The organism is Pseudomonas sp. YH-1, assembly GCF_051990045.1.
Taxonomy (GTDB): domain Bacteria; phylum Pseudomonadota; class Gammaproteobacteria; order Pseudomonadales; family Pseudomonadaceae; genus Pseudomonas; species Pseudomonas nicosulfuronedens.
Genome location: NZ_CP178184.1, coordinates 652,491 through 674,545, shown reverse-complemented (window position 1 = coordinate 674,545; position 22,055 = coordinate 652,491). Strand labels below are relative to the sequence as shown.

At 65.8% G+C, this 22,055-nt stretch carries 17 protein-coding genes; 8 read left to right on the top strand and 9 right to left on the bottom strand.

All coding sequences use genetic code 11. The annotated features are described in order from the left end of the window. Positions 1–19 precede the first annotated feature (19 nt). Both ACKI1H_RS03000 and ACKI1H_RS02995 read right to left on the bottom strand, forming a co-directional pair. On the bottom strand, positions 20–1,804 hold the full coding sequence (locus tag ACKI1H_RS03000; RefSeq protein WP_138524356.1) for a GspE/PulE family protein: 1,785 nt from the start codon (positions 1,802–1,804) through the stop codon (positions 20–22). Between the two features lie 55 nt (positions 1,805–1,859). Then, positions 1,860–3,224 (bottom strand): CYTH domain-containing protein, encoded by a 1,365-nt coding sequence (locus ACKI1H_RS02995; protein ID WP_440467634.1) that lies wholly within the window; start codon positions 3,222–3,224, stop codon positions 1,860–1,862. 187 nt (positions 3,225–3,411) lie between these two features. Between ACKI1H_RS02995 and argE the strand changes: the two genes are divergently transcribed. Together argE and argA are read left to right on the top strand one after the other, a co-directional pair. Next, positions 3,412–4,551, top strand: a complete 1,140-nt coding sequence (gene argE, locus ACKI1H_RS02990; RefSeq protein ID WP_138524352.1) for an acetylornithine deacetylase — start codon at positions 3,412–3,414, stop codon at positions 4,549–4,551. Between the two features lie 222 nt (positions 4,552–4,773). Next, positions 4,774–6,072, top strand: coding sequence for an amino-acid N-acetyltransferase (argA, locus tag ACKI1H_RS02985; RefSeq protein ID WP_440467633.1), 1,299 nt, complete (start codon positions 4,774–4,776; stop codon positions 6,070–6,072). Between the two features lie 38 nt (positions 6,073–6,110). On the opposite strand, the gene gshA is transcribed toward argA, so the two are convergent. From gshA to ACKI1H_RS02970, 3 genes are all read right to left on the bottom strand, one after another. Next, positions 6,111–7,697 (bottom strand): glutamate--cysteine ligase, encoded by a 1,587-nt coding sequence (gene gshA / locus ACKI1H_RS02980; RefSeq protein ID WP_440467632.1) that lies wholly within the window; start codon positions 7,695–7,697, stop codon positions 6,111–6,113. A gap of 164 nt (positions 7,698–7,861) precedes the next feature. Further along, on the bottom strand, positions 7,862–8,224 hold the full coding sequence (locus tag ACKI1H_RS02975) for a PaaI family thioesterase (RefSeq protein ID WP_425049001.1): 363 nt from the start codon (positions 8,222–8,224) through the stop codon (positions 7,862–7,864). Positions 8,225–8,260: 36 nt separating this feature from the next. Continuing rightward, on the bottom strand, positions 8,261–10,603 hold the full coding sequence (locus ACKI1H_RS02970) for a Tex family protein (RefSeq protein WP_440467631.1): 2,343 nt from the start codon (positions 10,601–10,603) through the stop codon (positions 8,261–8,263). Positions 10,604–10,824: 221 nt separating this feature from the next. Here ACKI1H_RS02970 and ompR point away from each other — a divergent pair, with 221 nt between their 5' ends. Together ompR and ACKI1H_RS02960 are read left to right on the top strand one after the other, a co-directional pair. Next, on the top strand, positions 10,825–11,565 hold the full coding sequence (gene ompR / locus ACKI1H_RS02965; RefSeq protein ID WP_024762186.1) for an osmolarity response regulator transcription factor OmpR: 741 nt from the start codon (positions 10,825–10,827) through the stop codon (positions 11,563–11,565). Between the two features lie 119 nt (positions 11,566–11,684). Beyond that, positions 11,685–13,004 carry an ATP-binding protein gene (locus ACKI1H_RS02960; RefSeq protein WP_138524342.1) on the top strand — a complete coding sequence of 440 codons (1,320 nt, stop codon included), beginning with the start codon at positions 11,685–11,687 and terminating at the stop codon, positions 13,002–13,004. On the opposite strand, the gene ACKI1H_RS02955 is transcribed toward ACKI1H_RS02960, so the two are convergent. From ACKI1H_RS02955 to rimB, 3 genes are all read right to left on the bottom strand, one after another. After that, positions 13,001–13,930, bottom strand: a complete 930-nt coding sequence (locus ACKI1H_RS02955; protein ID WP_440467630.1) for a S66 peptidase family protein — start codon at positions 13,928–13,930, stop codon at positions 13,001–13,003. The genes ACKI1H_RS02960 and ACKI1H_RS02955 overlap by 4 nt on opposite strands. A gap of 392 nt (positions 13,931–14,322) precedes the next feature. Continuing rightward, positions 14,323–15,228, bottom strand: coding sequence for a 30S ribosomal protein S6--L-glutamate ligase (gene rimK, locus ACKI1H_RS02950; protein ID WP_045215639.1), 906 nt, complete (start codon positions 15,226–15,228; stop codon positions 14,323–14,325). Further along, the gene (gene rimB / locus ACKI1H_RS02945) at positions 15,225–15,701 is read right to left on the bottom strand and encodes a retropepsin-like aspartic endopeptidase RimB (RefSeq protein ID WP_138524338.1); all 477 of its coding nucleotides are present in this window, start codon (positions 15,699–15,701) and stop codon (positions 15,225–15,227) included. The genes rimK and rimB overlap by 4 nt, the downstream gene beginning before the upstream one ends. 101 nt (positions 15,702–15,802) lie before the next feature. Here rimB and ACKI1H_RS02940 point away from each other — a divergent pair, with 101 nt between their 5' ends. Then, positions 15,803–16,195, top strand: a complete 393-nt coding sequence (locus ACKI1H_RS02940; RefSeq protein WP_045215645.1) for an RNA-binding S4 domain-containing protein — start codon at positions 15,803–15,805, stop codon at positions 16,193–16,195. Positions 16,196–16,240: 45 nt separating this feature from the next. On the opposite strand, the gene ACKI1H_RS02935 is transcribed toward ACKI1H_RS02940, so the two are convergent. Next, positions 16,241–17,041: a phosphatase PAP2 family protein gene (locus ACKI1H_RS02935; RefSeq protein WP_138524336.1), complete on the bottom strand. Its 801-nt coding sequence runs from the start codon at positions 17,039–17,041 to the stop codon at positions 16,241–16,243. A 118-nt stretch (positions 17,042–17,159) separates the two neighbouring features. Here ACKI1H_RS02935 and hslO point away from each other — a divergent pair, with 118 nt between their 5' ends. From hslO to ACKI1H_RS02920, 3 genes are all read left to right on the top strand, one after another. Continuing rightward, on the top strand, positions 17,160–18,053 hold the full coding sequence (hslO, locus tag ACKI1H_RS02930; RefSeq protein ID WP_138524334.1) for an Hsp33 family molecular chaperone HslO: 894 nt from the start codon (positions 17,160–17,162) through the stop codon (positions 18,051–18,053). 168 nt (positions 18,054–18,221) lie between these two features. Then, positions 18,222–19,763, top strand: a complete 1,542-nt coding sequence (locus tag ACKI1H_RS02925; protein WP_440467629.1) for a phosphoenolpyruvate carboxykinase — start codon at positions 18,222–18,224, stop codon at positions 19,761–19,763. 247 nt (positions 19,764–20,010) lie between these two features. Beyond that, positions 20,011–21,936, top strand: coding sequence for a RecQ family ATP-dependent DNA helicase (locus ACKI1H_RS02920; protein WP_440467628.1), 1,926 nt, complete (start codon positions 20,011–20,013; stop codon positions 21,934–21,936). Positions 21,937–22,055: the final 119 nt, after the last annotated feature.

Here is a 22,055-nt window from a genome sequence, read left to right as displayed (position 1 = left end):
TCAGGCGGCCGTCGGTGGCCTACTTCTGCTCGCTTTGCGGGGTGACCCGCATGACTTCCTCGATGGTCGTCAGGCCGGCAGCGACCTTCTGCGCGCCGGACAGGCGCAGGCTGCGCATGCCTTCCTTGAAGGCCTGGCGGCGTAGCGGAATGAGGTCGGTGTCGGCGGTGATCAGTTCCTTCAGCGATTCGCTCAGCAGCATGATCTCGTACACGCCGGCGCGCCCGCGGTAGCCAGTGTCGCGGCACTCCAGGCAGCCGACGGCCTGGTGCGCGCCGGTAGGCAGCGGGGCGTTCCAAGGGCGGGTGACTTCCTGCCAGTCCTCCTCTTGCAGCTCCATCGGCGCCTTGCAGTGCGGACACAAGGTACGCACCAGGCGCTGGGCCATGACACCGAGCACGGTGGCGCGGATCAGGTAGTAGGGCACGCCCAGTTCCAGCAGGCGGGTGATGGCGGTGGGCGAGTCGTTGGTGTGCAGGGTGGAGAGCACCAGGTGGCCGGTGAGCGCGGCCTGGATCGCCATTTCGGCGGTTTCCAGGTCGCGGATCTCGCCGACCATGATGATGTCCGGGTCCTGACGCAGCAGGGCGCGCACGCCGCTGGCGAAGGTCAGGTCGATGTTGTGCTGCACCTGCATCTGGTTGAACGAAGGCTCGATCATCTCGATCGGGTCCTCGATGGTGCAGAGGTTCACCTCGTCGGTCGCCAGTTGCTTGAGCGTGGTGTAGAGCGTGGTGGTCTTGCCCGAACCGGTGGGCCCGGTGACCAGGATGATGCCGTTGGGCTGGCTGGTCATGCTCTCCCAGCGGCGCAGGTCGTCGGGGGAAAAGCCGAGCTGGTCGAAGCTCTTGAGCAGCACCTCGGGGTCGAAGATCCGCATCACCATCTTTTCGCCGAAAGCGGTGGGCAGGGTCGACAGGCGCAGCTCCACCTCGGCGCCGTCGGGGGTCTTGGTCTTCACCCGGCCGTCCTGCGGCTTGCGCTTCTCGGCGACGTTCATCCGGCCGAGGGACTTCAGGCGGCTGACTACCGCCATGCTGACCTGTGGCGGAAACTGGTAGACGTTGTGCAGCACGCCATCGATGCGGAAACGCACCGTGCCCTGCTCGCGGCGCGGCTCGATGTGGATATCGCTGGCCCGCTGCTGGAAGGCGTACTGGAACAGCCAGTCGACGATGGTGACGATGTGAGCGTCGTTGGCATCGGGCTCCTGGTCGCTGGCGCCCAGGTTGAGCAATTGCTCGAAGTTGCCGATACCGCTGATCTTCTGGTCTTGCGAGCTGGCGCCGGTCACCGATTTGGCGAGGCGGTAGAACTCCACGGTGAAGCGCTGGATGTCTACCGGGTTGGCCACCACGCGCTTGATCGGGCGCTTGAGCACGTGGGTGAGGTTGCTCTCCCAGGCGTGCACGAATGGCTGTGCGCTGGCGATGGTGACTTCATCCGGGGCCACCGCGACCGCGAGGATCAGGTGGCGCTGGGCGAAGGCGTAGGACATCAGCGGGGTGACCGCGGCGACGTCGATCTTCAGCGGGTCGATGCGCAGGTAAGGCTGCCCGGAGTAATCCGCCAGCCACCTTACCAGCGTATCCAGGTCCAGCTTGTGCCCCGGCCGCTGGCGGTCCGCGACCTGCTGCGCGGCGAGGAATTCCAGCGGGTGCTGCTGGTTCTTCACGGCGCTGCGGCGGATCGCCAGGCACTGCTCGGCGTCATCCTGGGCGACGCGGCCCTGGGTGACCAGCTCGCGCAGGATGTCGCCCAGGTCGAGCGGACGGTCCTGGGCTGATGGGGCAAAGACGGACATGCAGACTCCCTACTTCCAGTGGCGGGTCACAGGCCCGCGGCAATGCCGGGCCAGCTTATTTCAAAAGCGCCTTCCACGGCTTGAGGGTCAGCACAGTATGGGCCTGGGCCGCGAGGGCATCCAGGCGCCCCTCGGCGTCGGGAGTGACGAGCAGCTCCTGCAGCTTGGCCAGTTCGCCATAGAGGCGGTCAGTTTCCGGCAGCTCCAGCACGCTACGCGCCAGGCGCAGCCAGACCAGCATGCGTTGCAGGCGCGGCAACTGGTCGGCGAGCACTTCGGGCAGTTGCTGGGCGCGCTGCAGCGGCATGGCCTGGGCCTCTTCGGCCAGGGTGCGCTGTAGCCACTTGCCGACGGCGGATCCGCCCAGGCGGTTGGCGCGGTCGTTGCGCTCAAGGGTCCAGCCCTTGCCCAGCAGCCAGCGCGAGGTGCTCAGGGAGAACTGACCCCAGCGCACGTTGGCCAGTTCCTCGAGGAAGGCGGCTGGCATCTGCTGGCGCACGGCATCGTCGTGGCGACCCTGTTCGATGCGCGGCTGCCAGTCGGCGATCAGCGCGTCGAGGGCAGCGCGCAGCTCGCGGGTGCTGGCGCGCGGTACAGCCTGGCCGAGGCTACCGAGCAGGGCGCGCAGGTCGACCAGTTGCTGCAGCCAGCTTTCCAGCAGGCTCCAGTGGCCGTTGAAGCGGTATTGCTCGGCCAGACGCTGGCTGCTGCCCAGCAGCGACCAGGACAGCGCGGCAAAGGCGCCGTCCAGCGGAGTTTCGTGCAGCAGCTTCTGGGTGTCGGGCTGGATGCTGTAGCTGGACGGGTCGAACAGGCGGTAGCCGCGCTCGGCCTTGCTGATGTCGCAGGGCATCAGCGCCAGGTCCGCGGCCAGCTCGATGGCCAGCTCCAGCAGCGCTTCGGGCTCGCCCTGGCGCAGTTCCAGTTCCAGCTCGCAGATTTCCTCTTCCTGCTTGCCGGCGACGACCTTGCCCAGGTCCAGCGCGGCCTCGATCACCACCTTGGCCTTGCCGCGGCCCCAGGCGATCTCGGCGCGCTGGCGGGTGAAGTCGGTGCTGAAGATCGGCTTCAGGCTCTTCTTGTCCAGGTCGGCCAGGGCGGCCGGCCAGCACTGGTCGTCGAGCTTCTTGATGTCGAGCTTGTTCTTCTCCAGGTACCAGTCCCACTCATTGCGCTCGGAAAGGCCGGCGACGCTCTGGCCGCGGGTCTTCAGGGTCTGGATGAACTGCTCGCCATCCTTGCGCATGCGCAGCGCCACGCGGGCGCGAGCCAGGTCGCGGCCGGGGGTGTCGTAATACTGGTTGAACAGCTCGCGGGGCTCCCAGCCGGATTTGTTGCGCTTCTTCAGCGCGGGATGCTCGCGCAGGGCTTCGAGGGTCTCGCGGCTGGCGCGCAATTTGATTTCGGTTTCTTTCTGCATGGCGGGGGTCCGGTTCAGAGCGGACGCGCCCGGATTCCCGACCTGCTGTAGGAAGGACGGAACGACGGGCGCGAAAAAGACTTCAAAGTCATGCAGTTTACAGGACTTCGGCATTCCTGCCGGGCGCCGCGAGGTTTTACCGCACCGCGGCATGGTCCATAGTGGAGGCCATCTTCTGGAGAAAGCCATGCCGTTGCCGCCGCTGAAACAACGCTTCGCCGAGCTGATTGCGCTGCCCTCGGTCAGCTGTACCCAGCCGGCGCTGGACCAGTCCAACCGCCCGGTAGTCGAGCTGCTGGGCAACTGGCTGGTGGACCTGGGCTTCGCCTGTGAGCTGCAGCCGGTGTCGCCCGGCAAGTTCAACCTTGTCGCTACTCTGGGCAGCGGCCCCGGCGGGCTGGTGCTGGCCGGGCACACCGATACGGTGCCCTACGACGAAGCCCTGTGGAAAAGCGACCCGCTGGGCCTGGACGAGCGCGACGGGCGCTGGTTCGGCCTGGGCTCCTGCGACATGAAGGGCTTCTTCGCCCTCGCCATCGAAGCCCTGCTGCCATTGTTGGATCAGCCGTTCAAACAGCCGCTGATCCTGCTCGCCACCTGCGACGAGGAAAGCTCCATGGCTGGCGCCCGCGCACTGGCCGAGGCGGGGCGGCCGCTGGGGCGCGCGGCGGTGATCGGCGAGCCGACCAACCTGAAGCCGATTCGTCTGCACAAGGGGGTGATGATGGAGCGCATCGACATCCTCGGGCAGAGCGGCCATTCCTCCGACCCGAGTCTGGGGCGCAGCGCGCTGGAGGCGATGCAGGCGGTGATGGGCGAACTGCAGGGCCTGCGCAGCCAGTGGCAGCAGGAGTACAACAACCCGCAGTTCAGCGTGCCGCAGCCGACCTTGAACCTGGGCTGCATCCACGGCGGCGACAACCCCAACCGCATCTGCGGCCAGTGCGCGCTGGAGTTCGACCTGCGCCCGCTGCCCGGCATGCAGCCCGAAGTCCTGCGCCAGGCCATCCGCGAACGCCTGAAACCCGTTGCTGAGCGTCACGCCGTGAAGATCGACTACGCACCGCTGTTCCCCGCCGTGCCGCCTTTCGAGGAACCGGCGCAAAGCGAGCTGGTGCGGCTGGCCGAAAGTCTCACCGGGCACACGGCGGAAGCGGTAGCCTTTGGTACCGAAGCACCGTATCTTCAGCAGCTCGGCTGCCAGACCCTGGTGCTGGGCCCCGGCGACATTGCCTGCGCCCACCAGCCGGACGAACACCTCGAACTCGACCGCATCGAGCCCACCGTGGAACTGCTGCGCGGACTGATCCGTCATTACTGTCTATGAAAGGCAGTCTATGAAAGGCAGTTCATGAAGGGCAGTCCGTACGACGGTCCGCAACAACTGTTGATGAAGAGTTGCCTGTAGAGCGCCCCGACAACGGGCCCAACCTATCCAAGAGGAGAAACCTGTCGATGTTCATGCGACGACGATAACCGCGCCGCCCTGGCCGAGCTCCGGCCGCATCCGACAGATTTCCGCCCACTCGAACGACAGGCTTTTCAAGCAATGCACGACTACGTCAACTGGCTGCGCCACGCTTCGCCCTATATCAACTCGCACCGGGACTGCACCTTCGTGGTGATGCTCCCCGGCGAGGGCGTCGAAGACCCCAATTTCGGCAATATCGTCCACGACCTGGTGCTGCTGCACAGCCTGGGCGTGCGCCTGGTGCTGGTGCACGGCTCGCGCCCGCAGATCGAAGCACGTCTGGCCTCCCACGGGCTGGCGCCGCGCTTCCACCGTGGCCTGCGGGTCACCGACGCGCCGACCCTGGGCTGTGTGATCGACGCGGTTGGCAGCCTGCGGATCACCATCGAGGCACGCCTGTCCATGGACATGGCCGCCTCGCCCATGCAGGGCTCGCGCATGCGCGTGACCTCGGGCAACTTCGTCACCGCACGACCGATCGGCGTGGTCGACGGCATCGATTACCACCACACCGGCGAAGTGCGGCGGATCGACCGCAAGGGCATCAATCGCCAGCTCGACGAGCGCAGCATCGTGCTGCTCTCGCCGCTGGGCTATTCGCCCACCGGTGAAATATTCAACCTCGCCTGCGAGGACGTGGCCATGCGCGCCGCCATCGACCTGGGCGCGGACAAGCTGATCCTCTACGGAGCCGAGCGCGGCCTGATGGACGACGCCGGCAAGCTGGTGCGCGAGCTGCGTCCGCAGCAGGTGCCGGCGCACCTGGAGCGTCTGGGTGCGAGCTACCAGGGCGAGCTGCTGGATGCCGCCGCCCAGGCCTGTCGCGCGGGCGTACGTCGCAGCCATATCGTCAGCTACACCGAAGATGGCTCGCTGCTCAGCGAGCTCTTCACCCGCACCGGCAACGGCACCCTGGTCGCCCAGGAGCAGTTCGAGCAACTGCGCGAGGCGGGTATCGAGGACGTTGGCGGCCTGCTGGAGCTGATCCGTCCGCTGGAAGAGCAGGGCATCCTGGTGCGCCGCTCCCGCGAGGTGCTGGAGCGCGAGATCGAGCAGTTCAGCATCGTCGAGCGCGAAGGGCTGATCATCGCCTGCGCCGCGCTCTATCCCATTGCCGACTCGGACTCGGGCGAGCTGGCTTGCCTGGCGGTGAACCCGGAATACCGCCACGGCGGACGTGGCGACGACCTGCTGGAACGCATCGAACAGCGCGCGCGCAACCTTGGCCTGAAGACCCTCTACGTCCTCACCACGCGAACCGCCCACTGGTTCCGCGAGCGCGGCTTCCAACCCAGCAGTGTGGACCGCCTGCCGGCCGCACGGGCGTCGCTGTACAACTACCAGCGCAATTCCCAGGTGTTCGAGAAGAGCCTCTGAACGACAGAGCGGCGACTGAGGTCGCCGCTTTTTGCGTGTCAGACGCTGATCAAACCCAGGATGCTCGCCTGGTAGGCGGCAACGAAGGTGTCGAAATCGCCCTCGGGCTGTTTCTCCAGATCCGCCTGTTCCGCCAGTGACTGGCTGGCCATGCCTTCGAAGCGCGCCTGCTCTTCAGCCGACAGCGGTTCGCTGTGCAGCGTCTCGGCATGCTGGCGGCTGTAGCGCAGGGCGAAGGCTTCGAAGCTCTCGCCACGCTCGCGCATTTCCGCCAGGACCTTCGCCGAAGGCGTCAGGTCGGCATCGGCCACTTTGGCGCGCTGCTCCGCCAGACTCTGCGCATGCAGGCTGCTGCCGTTGGCGCGGTCGAGCAGGTCGATGATCGGCGCGATGGCGTCTAGCAGGGCACCTGCCCAGTCCTTCATCTCGATCTGCTGGCCGCCGCGCTCCAGTTTCAGGCCCGGGCGACGACCTTCCTTGACCACCTTGAGGAAGTTGCTGGTGGCCGAGCCGCACTCGCAACCGCCCAGCGGCGGGCTGTCGGAGAGTGCGCAGTAGAGCAGGAAGGCATCGAGGAAGCGCGCCTCGGTGACGTCGATGCCCAGTGGCAGGAAGGGGTTGATGTCCAGGCAGCGCGCCTCGACGTACTGCACGCCACGGGCCATCAAGGCCTGGATCGGGCGCTCGCCGGTGTAGGTGACGCGTTTGGGGCGGATGCTCGAGTAGTACTCGTTCTCGATCTGCAGGATGTTGGTATTGAGCTGCACCCACTCGCCATCGACCTTGGTGCCGACCTTCTCGTACGGCGCGTAGGGCGTGCTCACCGCGCGGCGCAGGCTGTCGATGTAGCTGTCCAGGTCGTTGTAGCAGGGCGTCAGGCCGGCCTGGGCGTTGTTCTGGTAGCCCAGGTCGCTCATGCGCAGGCTGGTGGCGTAGGGCAGGTAGAGGGTGTGCTCGTCGAAGGATTCCAGGCCGTGCGGGCGGCCGCGCAGGAAACCGGCGTCCAGCGCAGGCGATGCGCCGAACAGGTACATCAGCAGCCAGCTGTAGCGGCGGAAGTTGCGGATCATTGCGATGTAGCGGTGCGACTGGAAGTCCCGCGCGCTCTTCTCGCTGCCTTCATCCTCGCGCAGCAGCTCCCAGATGCCCTCGGGCAGGGAGAAGTTGTAATGGATGCCGGCGATGCACTGCATGGTCTTGCCGTAGCGCAGCGCCAGGCCCTTGCGGTAGACGTATTTCAGGCGACCGATATGCGAGCTGCCGTAGCGGGCGATCGGGATGGTCTCTTCATCCGGCAGCTCGCAGGGCATGGACGGGCTCCACAGGTACTCGCCGTCGAGCTTGCCGCTGGCGAAGCGGTGGATTTCGCCCAGCTCGTCCAGGGTCTTCTCGACGCTGGTGGAGGTCGGAGTGATGAACTCCAGCAGCGATTCGGAGTAGTCGGTGGTGATCTGCGGGTTGGTCAGCGCCGAGCCCAGGGCACGCGGGTGCGGGGTCAGGGCGAGTTTGCCGCGTTCATCGACGCGCAGGCATTCGCGCTCGATACCGTGCAGGCACTGGGTGAGCAGGGACAGGTTGGCGGCATCGCCAAGCAGGGCCAGGCGGCGGGAGAGTTGGTCGCTCAAGTTGGAAGTCCTTCACACGGCAATCGCCCCACTATGGGGGTGGACTGGGCGGTCTACAAGGGGAGAACAACCGGCGTGGTCGCCTGGCTTTATCGAGGCGCTGCGCCGGCGCCCGCAAATCCGGGGCTCCGGCGTACAGCATAGGTCAGTTGTCGCGGTGCGAATTACAGCTGGGCGAAGGTGCCTTGTCCCTTGGCGACCAGCTTGTCGCCCTGGTGGATGTCGGCCTCGACCACCAGCGAGCGGCGCCCGGCGTGCAGGACTTTCGCCACACAGCGCACTTCGCCTTCGGCGACCGCGCGGATGTAGTTGATCTTGCATTCCAGGGTGACGCTCTGTCGGTCGAAACCATGGGCGCTGGAGCAGGCCAGGCCCATGGTCATGTCCATCAGCGTGAAGAGCGCGCCGCCGTGCATGACGTTGCCGCGGTTGCGCAGGTGCTCGGCCATGGGCAGCAGCACCTCGGCTTCGCCGTCTGCGACCCGGATCGGCTGCACGCCGAGGGTTTCGCTGAAGCGGCTGATCATCAGCTCGCGGGCGGGCATCTCGCTCATGGGCCTTCCTTACTTCTTTTTCAGTTGCTTGGCGTTGGCGAAGAGCGAGGCCATGGCGTTGTTCGCCGGGGCCTTCTCCTGCTGGCGCGGGGCCGCGCTGCGTTCGCCGCGCTGCGCACCGTTGCCGGGGCGGCCGCCGCCGCGCGGGCCGTCGACCTTCTCGCCGGGGGTGTCGCTCATGCGCATGGACAGGCCGACGCGGTTGCGCGGGATGTCCACTTCCATGACCTTGACCTTGACGATGTCACCGGCCTTGACCACTTCGTACGGGTCCTTGACGAACTTCTCCGACAGCGCGGAGATGTGCACCAGGCCGTCCTGGTGGACGCCGATGTCGACGAAGGCGCCGAAGTTGGTCACGTTGGTCACCACGCCTTCGAGCACCATGCCGGGGGTGAGGTCCTTCAGGCTCTCGACGCCTTCCTGGAACTCGGCGGTCTTGAACTCCGGGCGCGGGTCGCGGCCGGGCTTGTCGAGTTCCTTGAGGATGTCGGTGACGGTGGGCAGGCCGAACTGCTCGTCGGTGAACTTCTTCGGGTCCAGGCGCTTGAGGAAGCCCGAGTCGCCAACCAGCGAGCGCACGTCGCGGCCGGTGTCAGCGGCGATGCGCTGCACCAGCGGGTAGGTTTCCGGGTGCACGGCGGAGGCGTCCAGCGGGTTGTCGCCGTTCATCACGCGGAGGAAGCCGGCGGCCTGTTCGAAGGTCTTCTCGCCCAGGCGGCTGACCTTCTTCAGCTCGTCGCGGGTCTTGAAGGCGCCGTTGGCGTCGCGGTGCGAGACGATGTTCTGCGCCAGGGTGCTGTTGAGGCCGGAGATGCGCGCCAGCAGGGCGACGGAAGCGGTGTTCACGTCCACGCCCACGGCGTTCACACAGTCTTCCACCACTGCGTCCAGGCTGCGTGCGAGCTGCAGCTGGGAGACGTCGTGCTGGTACTGGCCGACGCCGATGGATTTGGGCTCGATCTTCACCAGTTCGGCCAGCGGGTCCTGCAGACGACGCGCGATGGACACGGCACCGCGCAGCGAGACGTCCAGCTCCGGGAATTCCTTCGCAGCCAGTTCCGACGCCGAGTACACCGAGGCGCCGGCTTCGCTGACCATGATCTTGGTGCACTTGAGCGCCGGGTATTTCTTGATCAGCTCGGCGGCCAGCTTGTCGGTCTCGCGGCTGGCGGTGCCGTTGCCGATGGCGATCAGTTCCACCTGGTGCTTGGCGCACAGCGCGGCGAGCACGGCGATGGTCTGGTCCCACTGGTTCTTCGGCACGTGCGGGTAGACGGTGGCGGTGTCCAGCAGCTTGCCGGTGGCATCGACCACGGCGACCTTCACGCCGGTGCGCAGGCCCGGGTCAAGGCCCAGGGTAGCGCGCGGGCCAGCCGGAGCGGCCAGCAGCAGGTCGTGCAGGTTGCGGGCGAAGACGTTGATCGCCTCGGCGTCGGCACCGTCGCGCAGCTCGCCCAGCAGGTCGGTTTCCAGGTGGGTGTAGAGCTTGACCTTCCAGGTCCAGCGCACCACTTCGGACAGCCACTTGTCAGCGGCGCGGCCCTGGTTGGAGACGCCGAAACGCTCGCCGATCATGACTTCGCAGGGGTGCGAGGTGCCCGGCAGCTCTTCGCCGACTTTCAAGGAGACGCTCAGGATGCCTTCGTTGCGGCCACGGAAGATCGCCAGGGCGCGGTGCGACGGCGCGTTCTTCAGTGGCTCGTCGTGCTCGAAGTAGTCGCTGAACTTGGCGCCTTCGGTTTCCTTGCCCGGCACCAGGCGCGCGGTGAGGGTGGCGTTGTCCTTGAGGAAGCCGCGCAGGCGGTCCAGCAGGGTGGCGTCCTCGGCGAAGCGCTCCATGAGGATGTACTTGGCGCCTTCGAGCACGGCGCGGGTGTCGGCAAAGCCCTTCTCGGCATCGACGAAGCGTGCGGCTTCGGTTTCCGGGGTCAGGCCGGGGTCATTGAACAGCGCGTCGGCGAGTTCGCCAAGGCCAGCTTCGAGGGCGATCTGGCCCTTGGTGCGGCGCTTCTGCTTATAGGGCAGGTAGAGGTCTTCGAGGCGGGTCTTGGTGTCGGCGAGCTTGATCTCGCGGGCCAGTTCCGGGGTCAGCTTGCCCTGTTCCTCGATGCTGGCGAGGATCGCGCCACGGCGGTCTTCCAGTTCGCGCAGGTAGCGCAGGCGCTCTTCGAGCATGCGCAGCTGGGTGTCGTCCAGGCTGCCGGTGACTTCTTTGCGGTAACGGGCGATGAAGGGGACGGTGGAGCCTTCATCGAGCAGGGCGACGGCAGCGGCGACTTGCTGCGGTTGAACGCGGCCGGAGGGCAGTGCGGAAAGCTCTTCGGCGATACGGGTGTTGATGCTGTCCATGAATCCACCTGGTGAAACCAACGAAATACGGGGCTAGGCTGCCGCGCCGTGGCGCTTGGCAGGCGTCTATGACAACGCCCCGCCGCAAAAGCGCCGCATTATACCCACGACAATTTCACCGGGCGCGCGACTGGTCGGGGAAAAATCTGCTAACAATGGACAGGCCGTGATGCGCGGCTGCTGGGCGATAATGCCCGCCGAATCAGATTCTGGGAGTTTCCATGAGCAACGCTGCCACCCTGCCGGAAGGCGAAAAGATCCTCGTGGTCGATGACGACGCGCGCCTGCGTCGTCTGCTGGAACGCTTCCTCGATGAGCAGGGTTACCGTGTCCGCGCCGTCGAAAACACCGAGCAGATGGACCGCCTGCTGGCCCGCGAGCTGTTCCAGCTGGTGGTGCTGGACCTGATGATGCCCGGTGAGGATGGCCTCTCCGCGTGCAAGCGCCTGCGCGAGTCGAACAACCAGATCCCGATCATCATGCTCACCGCGAAAGGCGACGAGTCCAGCCGCATCTCGGGCCTGGAACAGGGCGCCGACGACTACCTGGCCAAGCCCTTCAACCCGCGCGAGCTGCTGGCGCGGATCAAGGCCGTGCTGCGCCGCCAGGCGCCGCTGGTGCCGGGCGCGCCGGCAGGCGAGGACGAGATTGTCACCTTCGGCGACTACGAGCTGCACCTGGCCACCCGCGAGCTGAAGAAGGGTGAGGAAGTGCACATGCTCACCACTGGTGAGTTCGCCGTGCTCAAGGCCCTGGTCCAGCACGCCCGTGAGCCGCTGACCCGCGACAAGCTGATGAACCTGGCCCGTGGCCGCGAGTGGGACGCCCTGGAGCGTTCCATCGACGTGCAGATTTCCCGCCTGCGCCGGCTGATCGAGCCCGATCCGTCGAAGCCGCGCTACATCCAGACTGTCTGGGGCGTTGGCTACGTGTTCGTGCCGGATGGCGCCGCCCGCAAGTGATGTTTGCCCTGTAGGAGCGAGGGGGACGCCATCGTTCTTGCTCGCGAACAACACCTCGCGTCGATGCAGGTTCGCGAGCAAGCTCGCTCCTACAATTCGTACCTCCTGGTAATCCGTTCTTGAAAACACCCCTCTGGTTCCCGCAAAGCTTCTTCGCCCGCACTCTCTGGCTGGTGCTCATCGTCGTGCTGTTCTCCAAGGCGCTGACCCTGGTCTACCTGCTGATGAACGAAGACATGCTGGTCGACCGCCAGTACAGCCATGGCGCGGCGCTGACCGTGCGCGCCTACTGGGCGGCGGACGAGAAATCACGCGAGGCCATTGCCCAGTCCGCCGGGCTGAAGTGGGCGCCCCACGAGCAGGGACAACCGGAGGAAGTGCACTGGCCATACACGGAAATCTTCCAGCGGCAGATGCGCATGGAGCTGGGCATCGACACCGAGACCCGCCTGCGCATCCATCATCCGTCGATGCTCTGGGTGCGCGCACCGACCCTGGGCGACGGCTGGATCGGCGTACCGCTCTACCCGCACCCATTGCGCGGCCAGCAGATCTGGAGCGTGCTGGGCTGGTTCCTCGGCATTGGCCTGTTGTCTACTGCAGCGGCCTGGATCTTCGTGCGGCAGCTCAGCCAGCCGCTCAAGCGCCTGGTCTTCGCTTCCCGCGAGTTCGGCAAGGGGCGCAGCGTGCGCCTGCCGCTGGGGCAGGAAACCCCCAGCGAGATGGCCGAGGTGTACCGCGCCTTCAACCAGATGGCCGACGACGTGGAACAGGTCGGGCGTGAACGCGAGCTGATGTTGGCCGGTGTCTCTCACGACCTGCGTACGCCGCTGACGCGCCTGCGCCTGTCGCTGGAGCTGATGCCTGAAAGCGACCGCGAAATGGTCGAGGACATGGTCCGCGACATCGAGGACATGGACGCCATCCTCGACCAGTTCCTTGCCTTCATCCGCGATGGCCGCGACGAATCGGTGGAAGAGGGCGACCTCGCCGACCTGATCCGCGAAGTGGCCGACGCCTTCAACCAGACCGGCAACCGCGTGCGCCTATGCCTGGAAACGCTGCCGCTGTTCCGCTTCCGCCGGGTGTCGATCAAGCGCCTGCTGGGCAACTTGATCGAGAACGGTCTCAACCACGGCGGCGGCAAGGTCGAAGTGGCGGCCCACGTGGCCGGCGGTGGCGGTGCGCCCTATGTGGTGCTCAGCGTGCTGGACCGCGGCGCGGGCGTCGATCCGCAGGAGCTGGACAACATCTTCAATCCCTTCTTCCGTGGCGACAAGGCGCGCGGCGGCAAGGGCACCGGTCTCGGTCTGGCCATCGTCAAGCGTATCGCCGAACAGCACGGCGGCAGCATCGAGCTGCGCAACCGTGAAGGCGGTGGCGTGGAAGCGCGCGTCTGCCTGCCGCTTGGCTTGCTGCTGCCGCGCGACGCGCATTAATCCCAGCGCAGGGTTTTGCCTTCCAGCACCGCCTGGCGCCCATAGGGCCAGGCGCGGTTGTGGGCGCCATGGCCGCTGGGTAGGCCGTGGTAGAGCGGCACACCCAGCTGCACGGCGTACTCCGCGAAGATTTCTTCCAGACTGTGGGCCACGCCCTTGCGCGGGCAGTCGGTGAAGGTGCCGAGGCAGATCGCGCCCAGGCGGGCTCCGTTCAAGCTGTTCAGCAGTTGCCAGAGGCTGCGTTCGAGGCGGTAGTAGGGCTCGCCAACGTCTTCGAGGATCAGGATCGCGCCGTCCGGCACGTACAGCGCGCCAGCGGTGCCGGCCATGCAGGCCAGGGCGGTGAGGTTGCCGCCGATCAGTTCGCCCACCACAGCTGTCTTCGGCCCTGCCAGGTGCTGCACCGCCAGCTTGCCGGGCTCGCCGGCCAGTACGTGGCTGATCGAGGCCAGCGAAGCCAGGCGCTCGCGCTGCTCGCTGGGCGCGCTCAGGGGTTGCAGGCCCAGCCCGGTCGCGACCATGCCGTGGATCGCCGGCAGGCCCTGGCGGTGGAAGGCGCTGAGCAGGATGGAAATGTCCGAGAAGCCGATCAGCGGGCGCGGGGACGCGGCCTGGAGGCGCGGCCAGTCCAGTTGCGGGATGAGTTGTCCACAGCCATAACCACCGCGCAGGCACCAGACAGCGCTGACCTCTTCCAGCTCGAAGGCGGCGTGGAAGTCTTCCAGGCGTTGCTCCGGCGTGCCGGCCAGGTAGCGGTAGCGTGCGTCGGCGTGGGTGCCCAGGTGGTAGTCGATGCCTTGCACTTCCAGCTGGCGCAGGGTCGCTTCCAGTACCTCCTCGGCAATCGCCGAGGCCGGCGCCACCAGAGCGACGCGACCTTCGATGGGTGACCATTTGAGGTCGGCGTGGGGGCGGGAAGCGGGCATGTTGGTCATCCGGTTACTGCAGGAGAGCTGGTAGGAGCGAGCTTGCTCGCGAAGGGTTCCGCGGGGCAATGAAGCTCGGAGCTGGAACTTCGAGGCTTGGTGCTTCATGTTGGTTTGGCTGCCATGCGGCCCCTCAGCCTAACCCTCTCCCTGAGCGAGAGGGAACTGATCGGCGCAGGATTAAGCTGTGATGTCAGCCGGCACGGACGGCCCCCTCTCCCTCAGGGAGAGGGCTGGGGTGAGGGTAGGACCCCGCGCAGTGCTTGAAGGGAGCTTTATGAAAGTTTGCTCCTGACATCCCTGTCGTGACCATGTGCCTCTCTGAGGCCCCTGCCAGGCCATCCGTGGCCTGGCGTTCGCCGGCGTGACGCATGCGTCGCGAAAGCCCCGGCTCACCCCTTGCCTTTGGTCCGCGCCAGATGCGGCCCACCATTTTTCTCCAGGTACTCGATGATCACCCCGGCGATGTCCTTGCCGGTGGTGGTCTCGATGCCTTCCAGGCCCGGCGAGGAGTTCACTTCCATCACCAGCGGGCCGTGGTTGGAGCGCAGGATGTCGACGCCGGCGACGTGCAGGCCCATCACCTTGGCGGCGCGGATGGCGGTCATGCGCTCTTCCGGGGTGATCTTGATCAGGCTGGCGCTGCCGCCCCGGTGCAGGTTGGAACGGAACTCGCCCGCCGCGGCCTGGCGCTTCATCGAGGCGATCACCTTGTCGCCGACCACGAAGCAGCGGATGTCGGCGCCGCCGGCTTCCTTGATGTACTCCTGCACCATGATGTTGTGCTTGAGCCCCATGAAGGCTTCCAGCACGGATTCGGCGGCCTTCTCCGTCTCGCAGAGCACCACGCCGATGCCCTGGGTGCCTTCCAGCAGCTTGATCACCAGCGGTGCGCCGCCGACCATTTCGATCAGGTCCGGCACGTCATCGGGGGAGTGGGCGAAACCGGTCACCGGCAGGCCAATGCCCTTGCGCGAGAGCAGTTGCAGCGAGCGCAGCTTGTCACGGGAGCGGGCGATGGCCACCGACTCGTTGAGCGGGAACACGCCCATCATCTCGAACTGGCGCAGCACGGCGCAGCCATAGAAGGTCACCGAGGCGCCGATGCGAGGGATCACCGCGTCGAAATCTTCCAGCGGCTTGCCGCGGTAGTGGATCTGCGGCTTGTGGCTGGCGATGTTCATGTAGGCGCGGAGGGTGTCGATCACCACCATCTCGTGGCCGCGTTGCTGCCCGGCCTCCACCAGCCGACGGGTGGAATACAGGCGCGGATTGCGCGACAGCACAGCAATTTTCATTGATCACCTGGAAGGGTGGCGGGAACCATGATGAGGGGTTTGTCTTGCACGTAGGTGAGGCCCGGGTTGACCACCAGCTGACCCTGCACCAGGGCCTTGGAGCCCAGCAGCACGCGGTAGCGCATGGTCTTGCGGCAGGCCAGGGTGAATTCCACCGACCAGGCGCGGTCGCCCAGGGCCAGCAGGGTGCGGATCACATAGCGGGTCTGGGCCTGGCCGTTGGAACTCTTGATGGTCTTCATCGTCACCACCGGCGCCTCGCAGCGATGACGGCGCTGGACCTGGGTGCCCAGGTGGGCGACGAAACGTACCCAGTCGTGACCGTCGCGCTGGAACGGCACGATGTCGCTGGCATGCAGGCTGGAGGTACTGGCGCCGGTGTCGATCTTCGCGCGCAGGCCGACCATGCCCAGTTCGGGCAGGGCGATCCATTCACGCAGACCGATGACCGACAGATGGTCGAATGTCTTCAAATCAAGTGCCCCCGGCGTTTGCCGGCATTCTAGTCAGGCCGATTGTGCCCCGCCAGCGGGGCGCGGGGTACACTCTCAGACCCGCATGACGAGGTTGTGAAGTGAGCGAAAAAGACGACGACAAGGTCCGCCTGGACAAGTGGCTGTGGGCGGCGCGCTTCTACAAGACCCGTTCCCTGGCCAAGGAGGCCATCGATGGCGGCAAGGTGCACTGCCGGGGCGAGCGCTGCAAGCCGGGCAAGGAACCGAAGGTCGGCGAGGAATACGTGATCCGCACCGGCTTCGACGAGCGCACGGTGGTGGTGAAGGCACTGTCCATGGTGCGCCGTGGCGCGCCCGAGGCGCAGCTGCTCTATGAAGAGACCGCCGACAGTGTGAAGCGTCGCGAGGATGCTTCGGCCATGCGCAAAGCGGGGGCGCTGGGCGTGCAGACCGACGGGCGGCCGACCAAGAAGCAGCGTCGGCAGCTGTTCAGTTTCCGCGATCAGGAGTGACCGGCCGGCGAGGGCGACAGGCGCCTCGCCGGGTTCGGGTGGCGATCAGGCCGCGACGACGCTCAGGCGATTGAGCAGCGGAATCTTAGCGGCCAGGCGGAACAGCGGCTCGGTCCAGCGCACGAGGGCGGCGCTGCCCTTGGCGGCGAAGGGCGTGAAGCAGCTCCAGGCCAGGGCCACCAACGCCATCTGCACACCGCCGATGTAGTCATCCTGACCCCAGTGCGCGCCGGCCACCAGGCGCGGCAGCATGAACAGCAGCGCCAGGCCCCAGATCACCACCCACTGCAGGGCGTTGCGGGCGAACAGGGTGAGGAACAGTGCCCAGATCAGCAGCACCGAGGCGTGGTCACCGGGGAAGCTGCGGGCGGACTCGTCCTTCACCTCGAAGGGGGTGTCCTCCCACTGCGGGAAGAAGTGCTCCAGGCGCACGGCGTCCGGCGCGACGCTGGAAATGCTCGCGTGCTGCCAGCCCAGCTTGTGGGCGATCTTGGCGTAAAGGATGCGCACCACCACCAGCACGACGGCCGCGCATAAAAAGCCGAAGGTCGCCGCGCGGGCCTGGGTGGCCTTGAAGATCCAGTCGCCACGGATCAGCAGGAGCAGCAGGATCACCCCGACCAGCAGGTCGAACGGGCGAGTGCTGGCCACGGCCCAGGACAGGCGCCAGGCTTCATTGGTCGCCAGCGGCTGGTTGAGCAGGCTGAACAGGCTGAAATCGAACAGGTCCATCGCGCTGCGAGTGGGCTCCCAGAGCCACAGCAGGAGCAGGACGAGCGCCATCAGATGGCAGGCGATGAAGGGCTTCCAGGACCAGGTGGCTTGGAACGGCGTGGTTTTGTCCATAAAATCGTTACCCCCTTACGGAACCACTCGAGTATGGGTGGGTGCTGCAAAGCGCGCTTTATAGGCCTTTGCCATCAACTTGTCATTTATTTGTGCCTATCGCAGCGTTGTGCCAAGCATGTCCCAGATCGATCAAAGTCAGCGTTTCCTGTTCGACAACACCGATGTCCGTGGTGAGCTGGTAGAGCTCGACCGCAGCTTCGCCGAAGTGCTGGCCAAGCACCCCTATCCGCAGCCGGTCGCCCAGTTGCTGGGTGAAATGCTGGCCGCCGCCGCGCTGCTGTGCGGCACCCTGAAGTTCGATGGGCTGCTGGTGCTGCAGGCGCGCTCCAGCGGCGCTGTGCCGCTGTTGATGGTGGAGTGCTCCAGCAATCGCGAAGTGCGTGGCCTGGCCCGCTACGACGAGGCGGCTGTCGGCGATGCCGCCGGCTTGCCGGAGCTGATGCCCCATGGCGTGCTGACGCTCACCGTGGATCCGAAGAACGGCAAGCGCTACCAGGGCATTGTGCCGCTGGAGGGCGCAACCCTGGCGGACTGCCTGTCGACCTACTTTGCGACCTCCGAGCAGCTGCCGACCCGCTTCTGGCTGAACGCCGACAGCCGTCGTGCCCGTGGCCTGCTGCTGCAGCAGCTGCCGGCCGACCGTCAGCGCGACGCCGAGTCGCGGGAAGCCAGCTGGCAACACGTCACGACCCTGGCCGATACCCTCACCGCCGAGGAACTGCTGGGCCTGGACAACGCCACCGTGCTGCACCGCCTGTACCACGAGGACGATGTGCGCCTGTTCGATCCGCAGCCGCTGGTGTTCCGCTGCAGCTGCTCGCGGGAACGCTCGGCCAATGCGCTGGTCAGTCTTGGGCAGGAAGACGCCGAGCGTCTGCTGGCCGAGGAGGATGGCGAGATCGTCATCGACTGCCAGTTCTGTAATCAGCGCTATCGCTTCGACGGTTCGGACGTTGCCCAGTTGTTCTCGGGCGGCGGTAGCCAGACACCGTCAGAAACCCGCCATTGACCGCTTCTATCTGTCCGATAGCCGAACCAATGGCGCTCTCGCCAGATCAGAGGCTGCACGAGAACAGTTCTTTTCTGGCATAATCCCGCGACTTTTTTCCGCGGTAGTGGGAATTAGAAGTCACTACGCAATGTTTGGAGGACTCGGCTTCGGCCGACGGGGACCCACATGACGCAAGCCAATAAAGCCGTTTACACCGACATCAGCGTTGCCCAACTGGTCGAGGAAGCCATTCGCCGCGGCGAAGGCGAACTCGCCGACAACGGCTCGCTGGTCGTTCGTACCGGCCACCGCACCGGCCGCTCGCCTGCCGACCGTTTCATCGTCGAAGAGCCGGGCAGCAAGGATTCCATCGCATGGGGCGCCATCAACCGTCCGTTCCCGGCCGACAAGTTCGATGCCCTGTGGGACCGCGTCCAGGCCTTCAATAACGCCCAGGACCATTTCGTTTCCCACGTCCATGTAGGTTCGGCACACGACCACTACCTGGCCGTGAAAATGACCACCGCTACTGCCTGGCAGAACCTGTTCGGCCGTGCGCTGTTCATCGAGCCCGAGCAATACAACCCGGCCGGCCGCGAAGAGTGGCAGGTCCTCAACGTCGCCAACTTCGAATGCGTGCCCGAGCGTGACGGCACCAACTCCGATGGCTGCGTGATCCTCAACTTCGCCCAGAAGAAGGTGCTGATCGCCGGCATGCGTTACGCCGGTGAAATGAAGAAGGCCATGTTCGGCGTGCAGAACTACCTGCTGCCGGAAAAAGACGTGCTGCCGATGCACTGTGCTGCCAACATCGGCGAAGCCGGCGACGTGACCCTGTTCTTCGGTCTGTCGGGCACCGGCAAGACCACCCTGTCCGCCGACGAAAGCCGCTACCTGATCGGCGACGACGAGCACGGCTGGGGCGAAGGCGTTGTCTTCAACATCGAAGGCGGTTGCTATGCCAAGTGCATCGACCTGTCCGAGAAGAACGAACCGGTCATCTGGAAAGCCATCAAGTTTGGCGCCGTGCTGGAAAACGTCGTCCTCGACGACAACCGCACCCCGGACTACGCCGATGACAGCCTGACCCAGAACTCCCGCGCGGCCTACCCGCTGGAGAACGTCGAGAAGCGTTCCGAGCAGAACCTCGGCGGCGAGCCGAACGCCGTGATCTTCCTGACCTGCGACCTGACTGGCGTTCTGCCGCCGGTGTCGATCCTGAACAATGAGCAGGCGGCCTACCACTTCCTGTCCGGCTATACCGCGCTGGTCGGTTCCACCGAAATGGGTTCGGGTGGCGGCATCAAGTCGACCTTCTCCACCTGCTTCGGCGCACCGTTCTTCCCGCGTCCGGCCGGCGTGTACGCCGAGCTGCTGATCAAGCGCATCAAGGCCTTCGGCTCCAAGGTCTACCTGGTCAACACCGGCTGGACCGGTGGTGGCTACGGCGTTGGCAAGCGCTTCAACATCCCGACTACCCGTGGCGTGATCGCCGCCATCCAGAGCGGTGCTCTGATCGGCGCCGAAACCGAGCACCTGGACATCATCAACCTGGACGTGCCCAAGGCCGTTCCGGGCGTCGAGACTGTCCTGCTCAACCCGCGCAACACCTGGGAAGACAAGGCTGCCTACGACGAGGCCGCCAAGGGCCTGGCCAGCAAGTTCATCGACAACTTCAAGAAGTTCGACGTGAGCGACGCCATCAAGAACGCCGGTCCGCAGCTGTAAGCGAGCCCGTTCTGGAAAGAGCCGCCTTCGGGCGGCTTTTTCATTGGTGCCTGGGAACAGTCCTGCTCCGATGTGCTCTTCGTAGGAGCGAGCTTGTGACCCACAGGGATGTGGGGAATGCCGTTATCCGTAGGGAATGGATTCGGCCTCGTGAACCGGAGTTGGGCTGTTCGCGAGCAAGCTCGCTCCTACAGGTGCTGTCCTTAGCCTGAGGGTTCAGACTTCAGGACGGTAAAGGAGTACTCCCATGCACGACACCCTTGAAAACGTCTTCGGCTTCCGCCAGTTCCGCCCCGGCCAGGAGGCGGCGGTCAGCGCGGTGCTGGCCGGTCGCTCCGCGGCGGCGATCTTTCCCACGGGCTCGGGCAAGTCGCTGTGCTACCAGCTGCCGGCGCTGCTGTTGCCACACCTGACCCTGGTGGTCTCGCCGCTGCTGGCGCTGATGCAGGACCAGCTCGCCTTCCTCGCCCGCCATGGCATCGCCGCCGCCAGCATCGACTCGGCGCAGAGCCGCGAGCAGACCGCTCAGACCATGGCCCGCGCGCGCAGCGGCGAACTGAAGGTGCTGATGATCTCGGTGGAGCGCCTGAAGAACGAGCGTTTCCGGAACTTCATCAGCGAGGTGCCGATTTCCCTGTTGGTGGTGGACGAGGCGCACTGCATCTCCGAATGGGGCCACAACTTCCGCCCCGACTACCTGAAGCTGCCGGACTACCAGAAACAGTTCCGTATTCCCCAGGTATTGCTGCTCACTGCCACGGCGACGCCGGCGGTGATTGCCGACATGCGCGCCAAGTTCGCCATTGCCGAAAGCGACGTGGTCACCACCGGCTTCTACCGTGCCAACCTCGACCTGCAGGTAGAGCCGGTGGCCAGCGCCGATCGCCGCGCAAGACTGGTGCAGTGGCTGGGCGAGCGCGCCGGGCAGCCGGCCATCGTCTACGTCACCCAGCAGAAGACCGCCGAGGAAATCGCCGCGCACCTGGGCGAGCGCGGCATTCCCGCCTGCGCCTACCACGCCGGCATGGAACATCCTGAGCGCGAGGGCATCCAGCGCCGCTTCATGGAGGGCCGGCTGAACTGCATCGTCGCCACCATTGCCTTCGGCATGGGCATCGACAAGAGCAATATCCGCCAGGTGGTGCATTACGACCTGCCCAAGTCGCTGGAGAACTACAGCCAGGAGATCGGCCGTGCCGGTCGCGATGGCCAGCGCTCGGAATGCCTGGTGCTGGCCAACCGCGACAGCCTCAACGTGCTGGAGAATTTCGTCTACGGCGACACGCCCGAGCTAGAGGGCATCCGGAACGTGCTGGAAGAAATCCGCCAAGCGCCCAATGCCCAGTGGGAAACCATGCTGGTGCCACTGTCGGACCAGTCGAATATCCGCCAGCTGCCGCTGAAAACTTTGCTGGTGCAGCTAGAGCTACGCGGCATCATCGCGCCGCGTTTCGCCTATTTTGCCGAATATCGCTACAAACTGTTGATCGGCTCCAACGAGCTTCTGGGGCATTTTGAGGGCGAGCGGCGGCAGTTCGTCGATGCCATCCTCACCACCTCGGCCCGCGCCCGGACCTGGGCGACCCTGGATTTCGATACTCTTTACAGCCGCCACGGCGCCGAGCGCGCGCGGGTGGTGAAGGCGCTGGACTACTTCCAGGAGCGCGGCTGGGTGGAGCTGGAGAGCAAGCAGATGACCGAGGTCTACTCGGTGCGCGACGCGTCCTTCGCCGTGGATGAATTGAGCGAGGAACTGCATCGCTACTTCAAGCGACACGAGGGCAGCGAGATCGCCCGTATCGGCGCCATGCTCGAACTGCTCGGCAGTGCGGAGTGCCTGAGCTGGCGCCTGGCCCAGTACTTCGGCGACCAGCAGGCGCCGCGCCACTGCGGGCACTGCTCGGTCTGCGCCGGTCGCGTCGCCCGGCTGCCGGAGCCGCCTGTGCTGCCGCCGCTGGACGGCCAGTCGCTGCACAATCGCTGCGCCGCCTTCCTGGAGAAATACCGCAGCGCCCGAGGTCTTGCGCCCAGTGCGGACTGCGTAACGCGCTTCCTGTGTGGCATCAGCGTGCCAGCCTTCACCCGCATGCGCGCCCGCACGCTGCCGGGCTATGCGACGCTTGAGGACTATCCCTACGCTCAGGTCCGTGACTGGGTTCAGACGCAGCTGTGAGCGCCTGAAGACGCCGGCGCCACGCACGACTAAAGGTCGGCGTGGTGCCGGCGGGGCTCCTTGTAGGGTGCGAGGAGGAAATTCCTCCTAGACTCATCAGGCACTGCCTGCCTACCGGC

Bases quoted from the DNA above. Each gene is read 5' to 3' on its own strand.
- ACKI1H_RS03000 (WP_138524356.1), bottom strand. From the start codon at position 1,804: ATGTCCGTCTTTGCCCCATCAGCCCAGGACCGTCCGCTCGACCTGGGC.
- ACKI1H_RS02995 (WP_440467634.1), bottom strand. From the start codon at position 3,224: ATGCAGAAAGAAACCGAAATCAAATTGCGCGCCAGCCGCGAGACCCTC.
- argE (WP_138524352.1), top strand. From the start codon at position 3,412: ATGCCGTTGCCGCCGCTGAAACAACGCTTCGCCGAGCTGATTGCGCTG.
- argA (WP_440467633.1), top strand. From the start codon at position 4,774: ATGCACGACTACGTCAACTGGCTGCGCCACGCTTCGCCCTATATCAAC.
- ACKI1H_RS02975 (WP_425049001.1), bottom strand. From the start codon at position 8,224: ATGATCAGCCGCTTCAGCGAAACCCTCGGCGTGCAGCCGATCCGGGTC.
- ACKI1H_RS02970 (WP_440467631.1), bottom strand. From the start codon at position 10,603: ATGGACAGCATCAACACCCGTATCGCCGAAGAGCTTTCCGCACTGCCC.
- ompR (WP_024762186.1), top strand. From the start codon at position 10,825: ATGAGCAACGCTGCCACCCTGCCGGAAGGCGAAAAGATCCTCGTGGTC.
- ACKI1H_RS02955 (WP_440467630.1), bottom strand. From the start codon at position 13,930: ATGCCCGCTTCCCGCCCCCACGCCGACCTCAAATGGTCACCCATCGAA.
- rimK (WP_045215639.1), bottom strand. From the start codon at position 15,228: ATGAAAATTGCTGTGCTGTCGCGCAATCCGCGCCTGTATTCCACCCGT.
- ACKI1H_RS02935 (WP_138524336.1), bottom strand. From the start codon at position 17,041: ATGGACAAAACCACGCCGTTCCAAGCCACCTGGTCCTGGAAGCCCTTC.
- hslO (WP_138524334.1), top strand. From the start codon at position 17,160: ATGTCCCAGATCGATCAAAGTCAGCGTTTCCTGTTCGACAACACCGAT.
- ACKI1H_RS02925 (WP_440467629.1), top strand. From the start codon at position 18,222: ATGACGCAAGCCAATAAAGCCGTTTACACCGACATCAGCGTTGCCCAA.
- ACKI1H_RS02920 (WP_440467628.1), top strand. From the start codon at position 20,011: ATGCACGACACCCTTGAAAACGTCTTCGGCTTCCGCCAGTTCCGCCCC.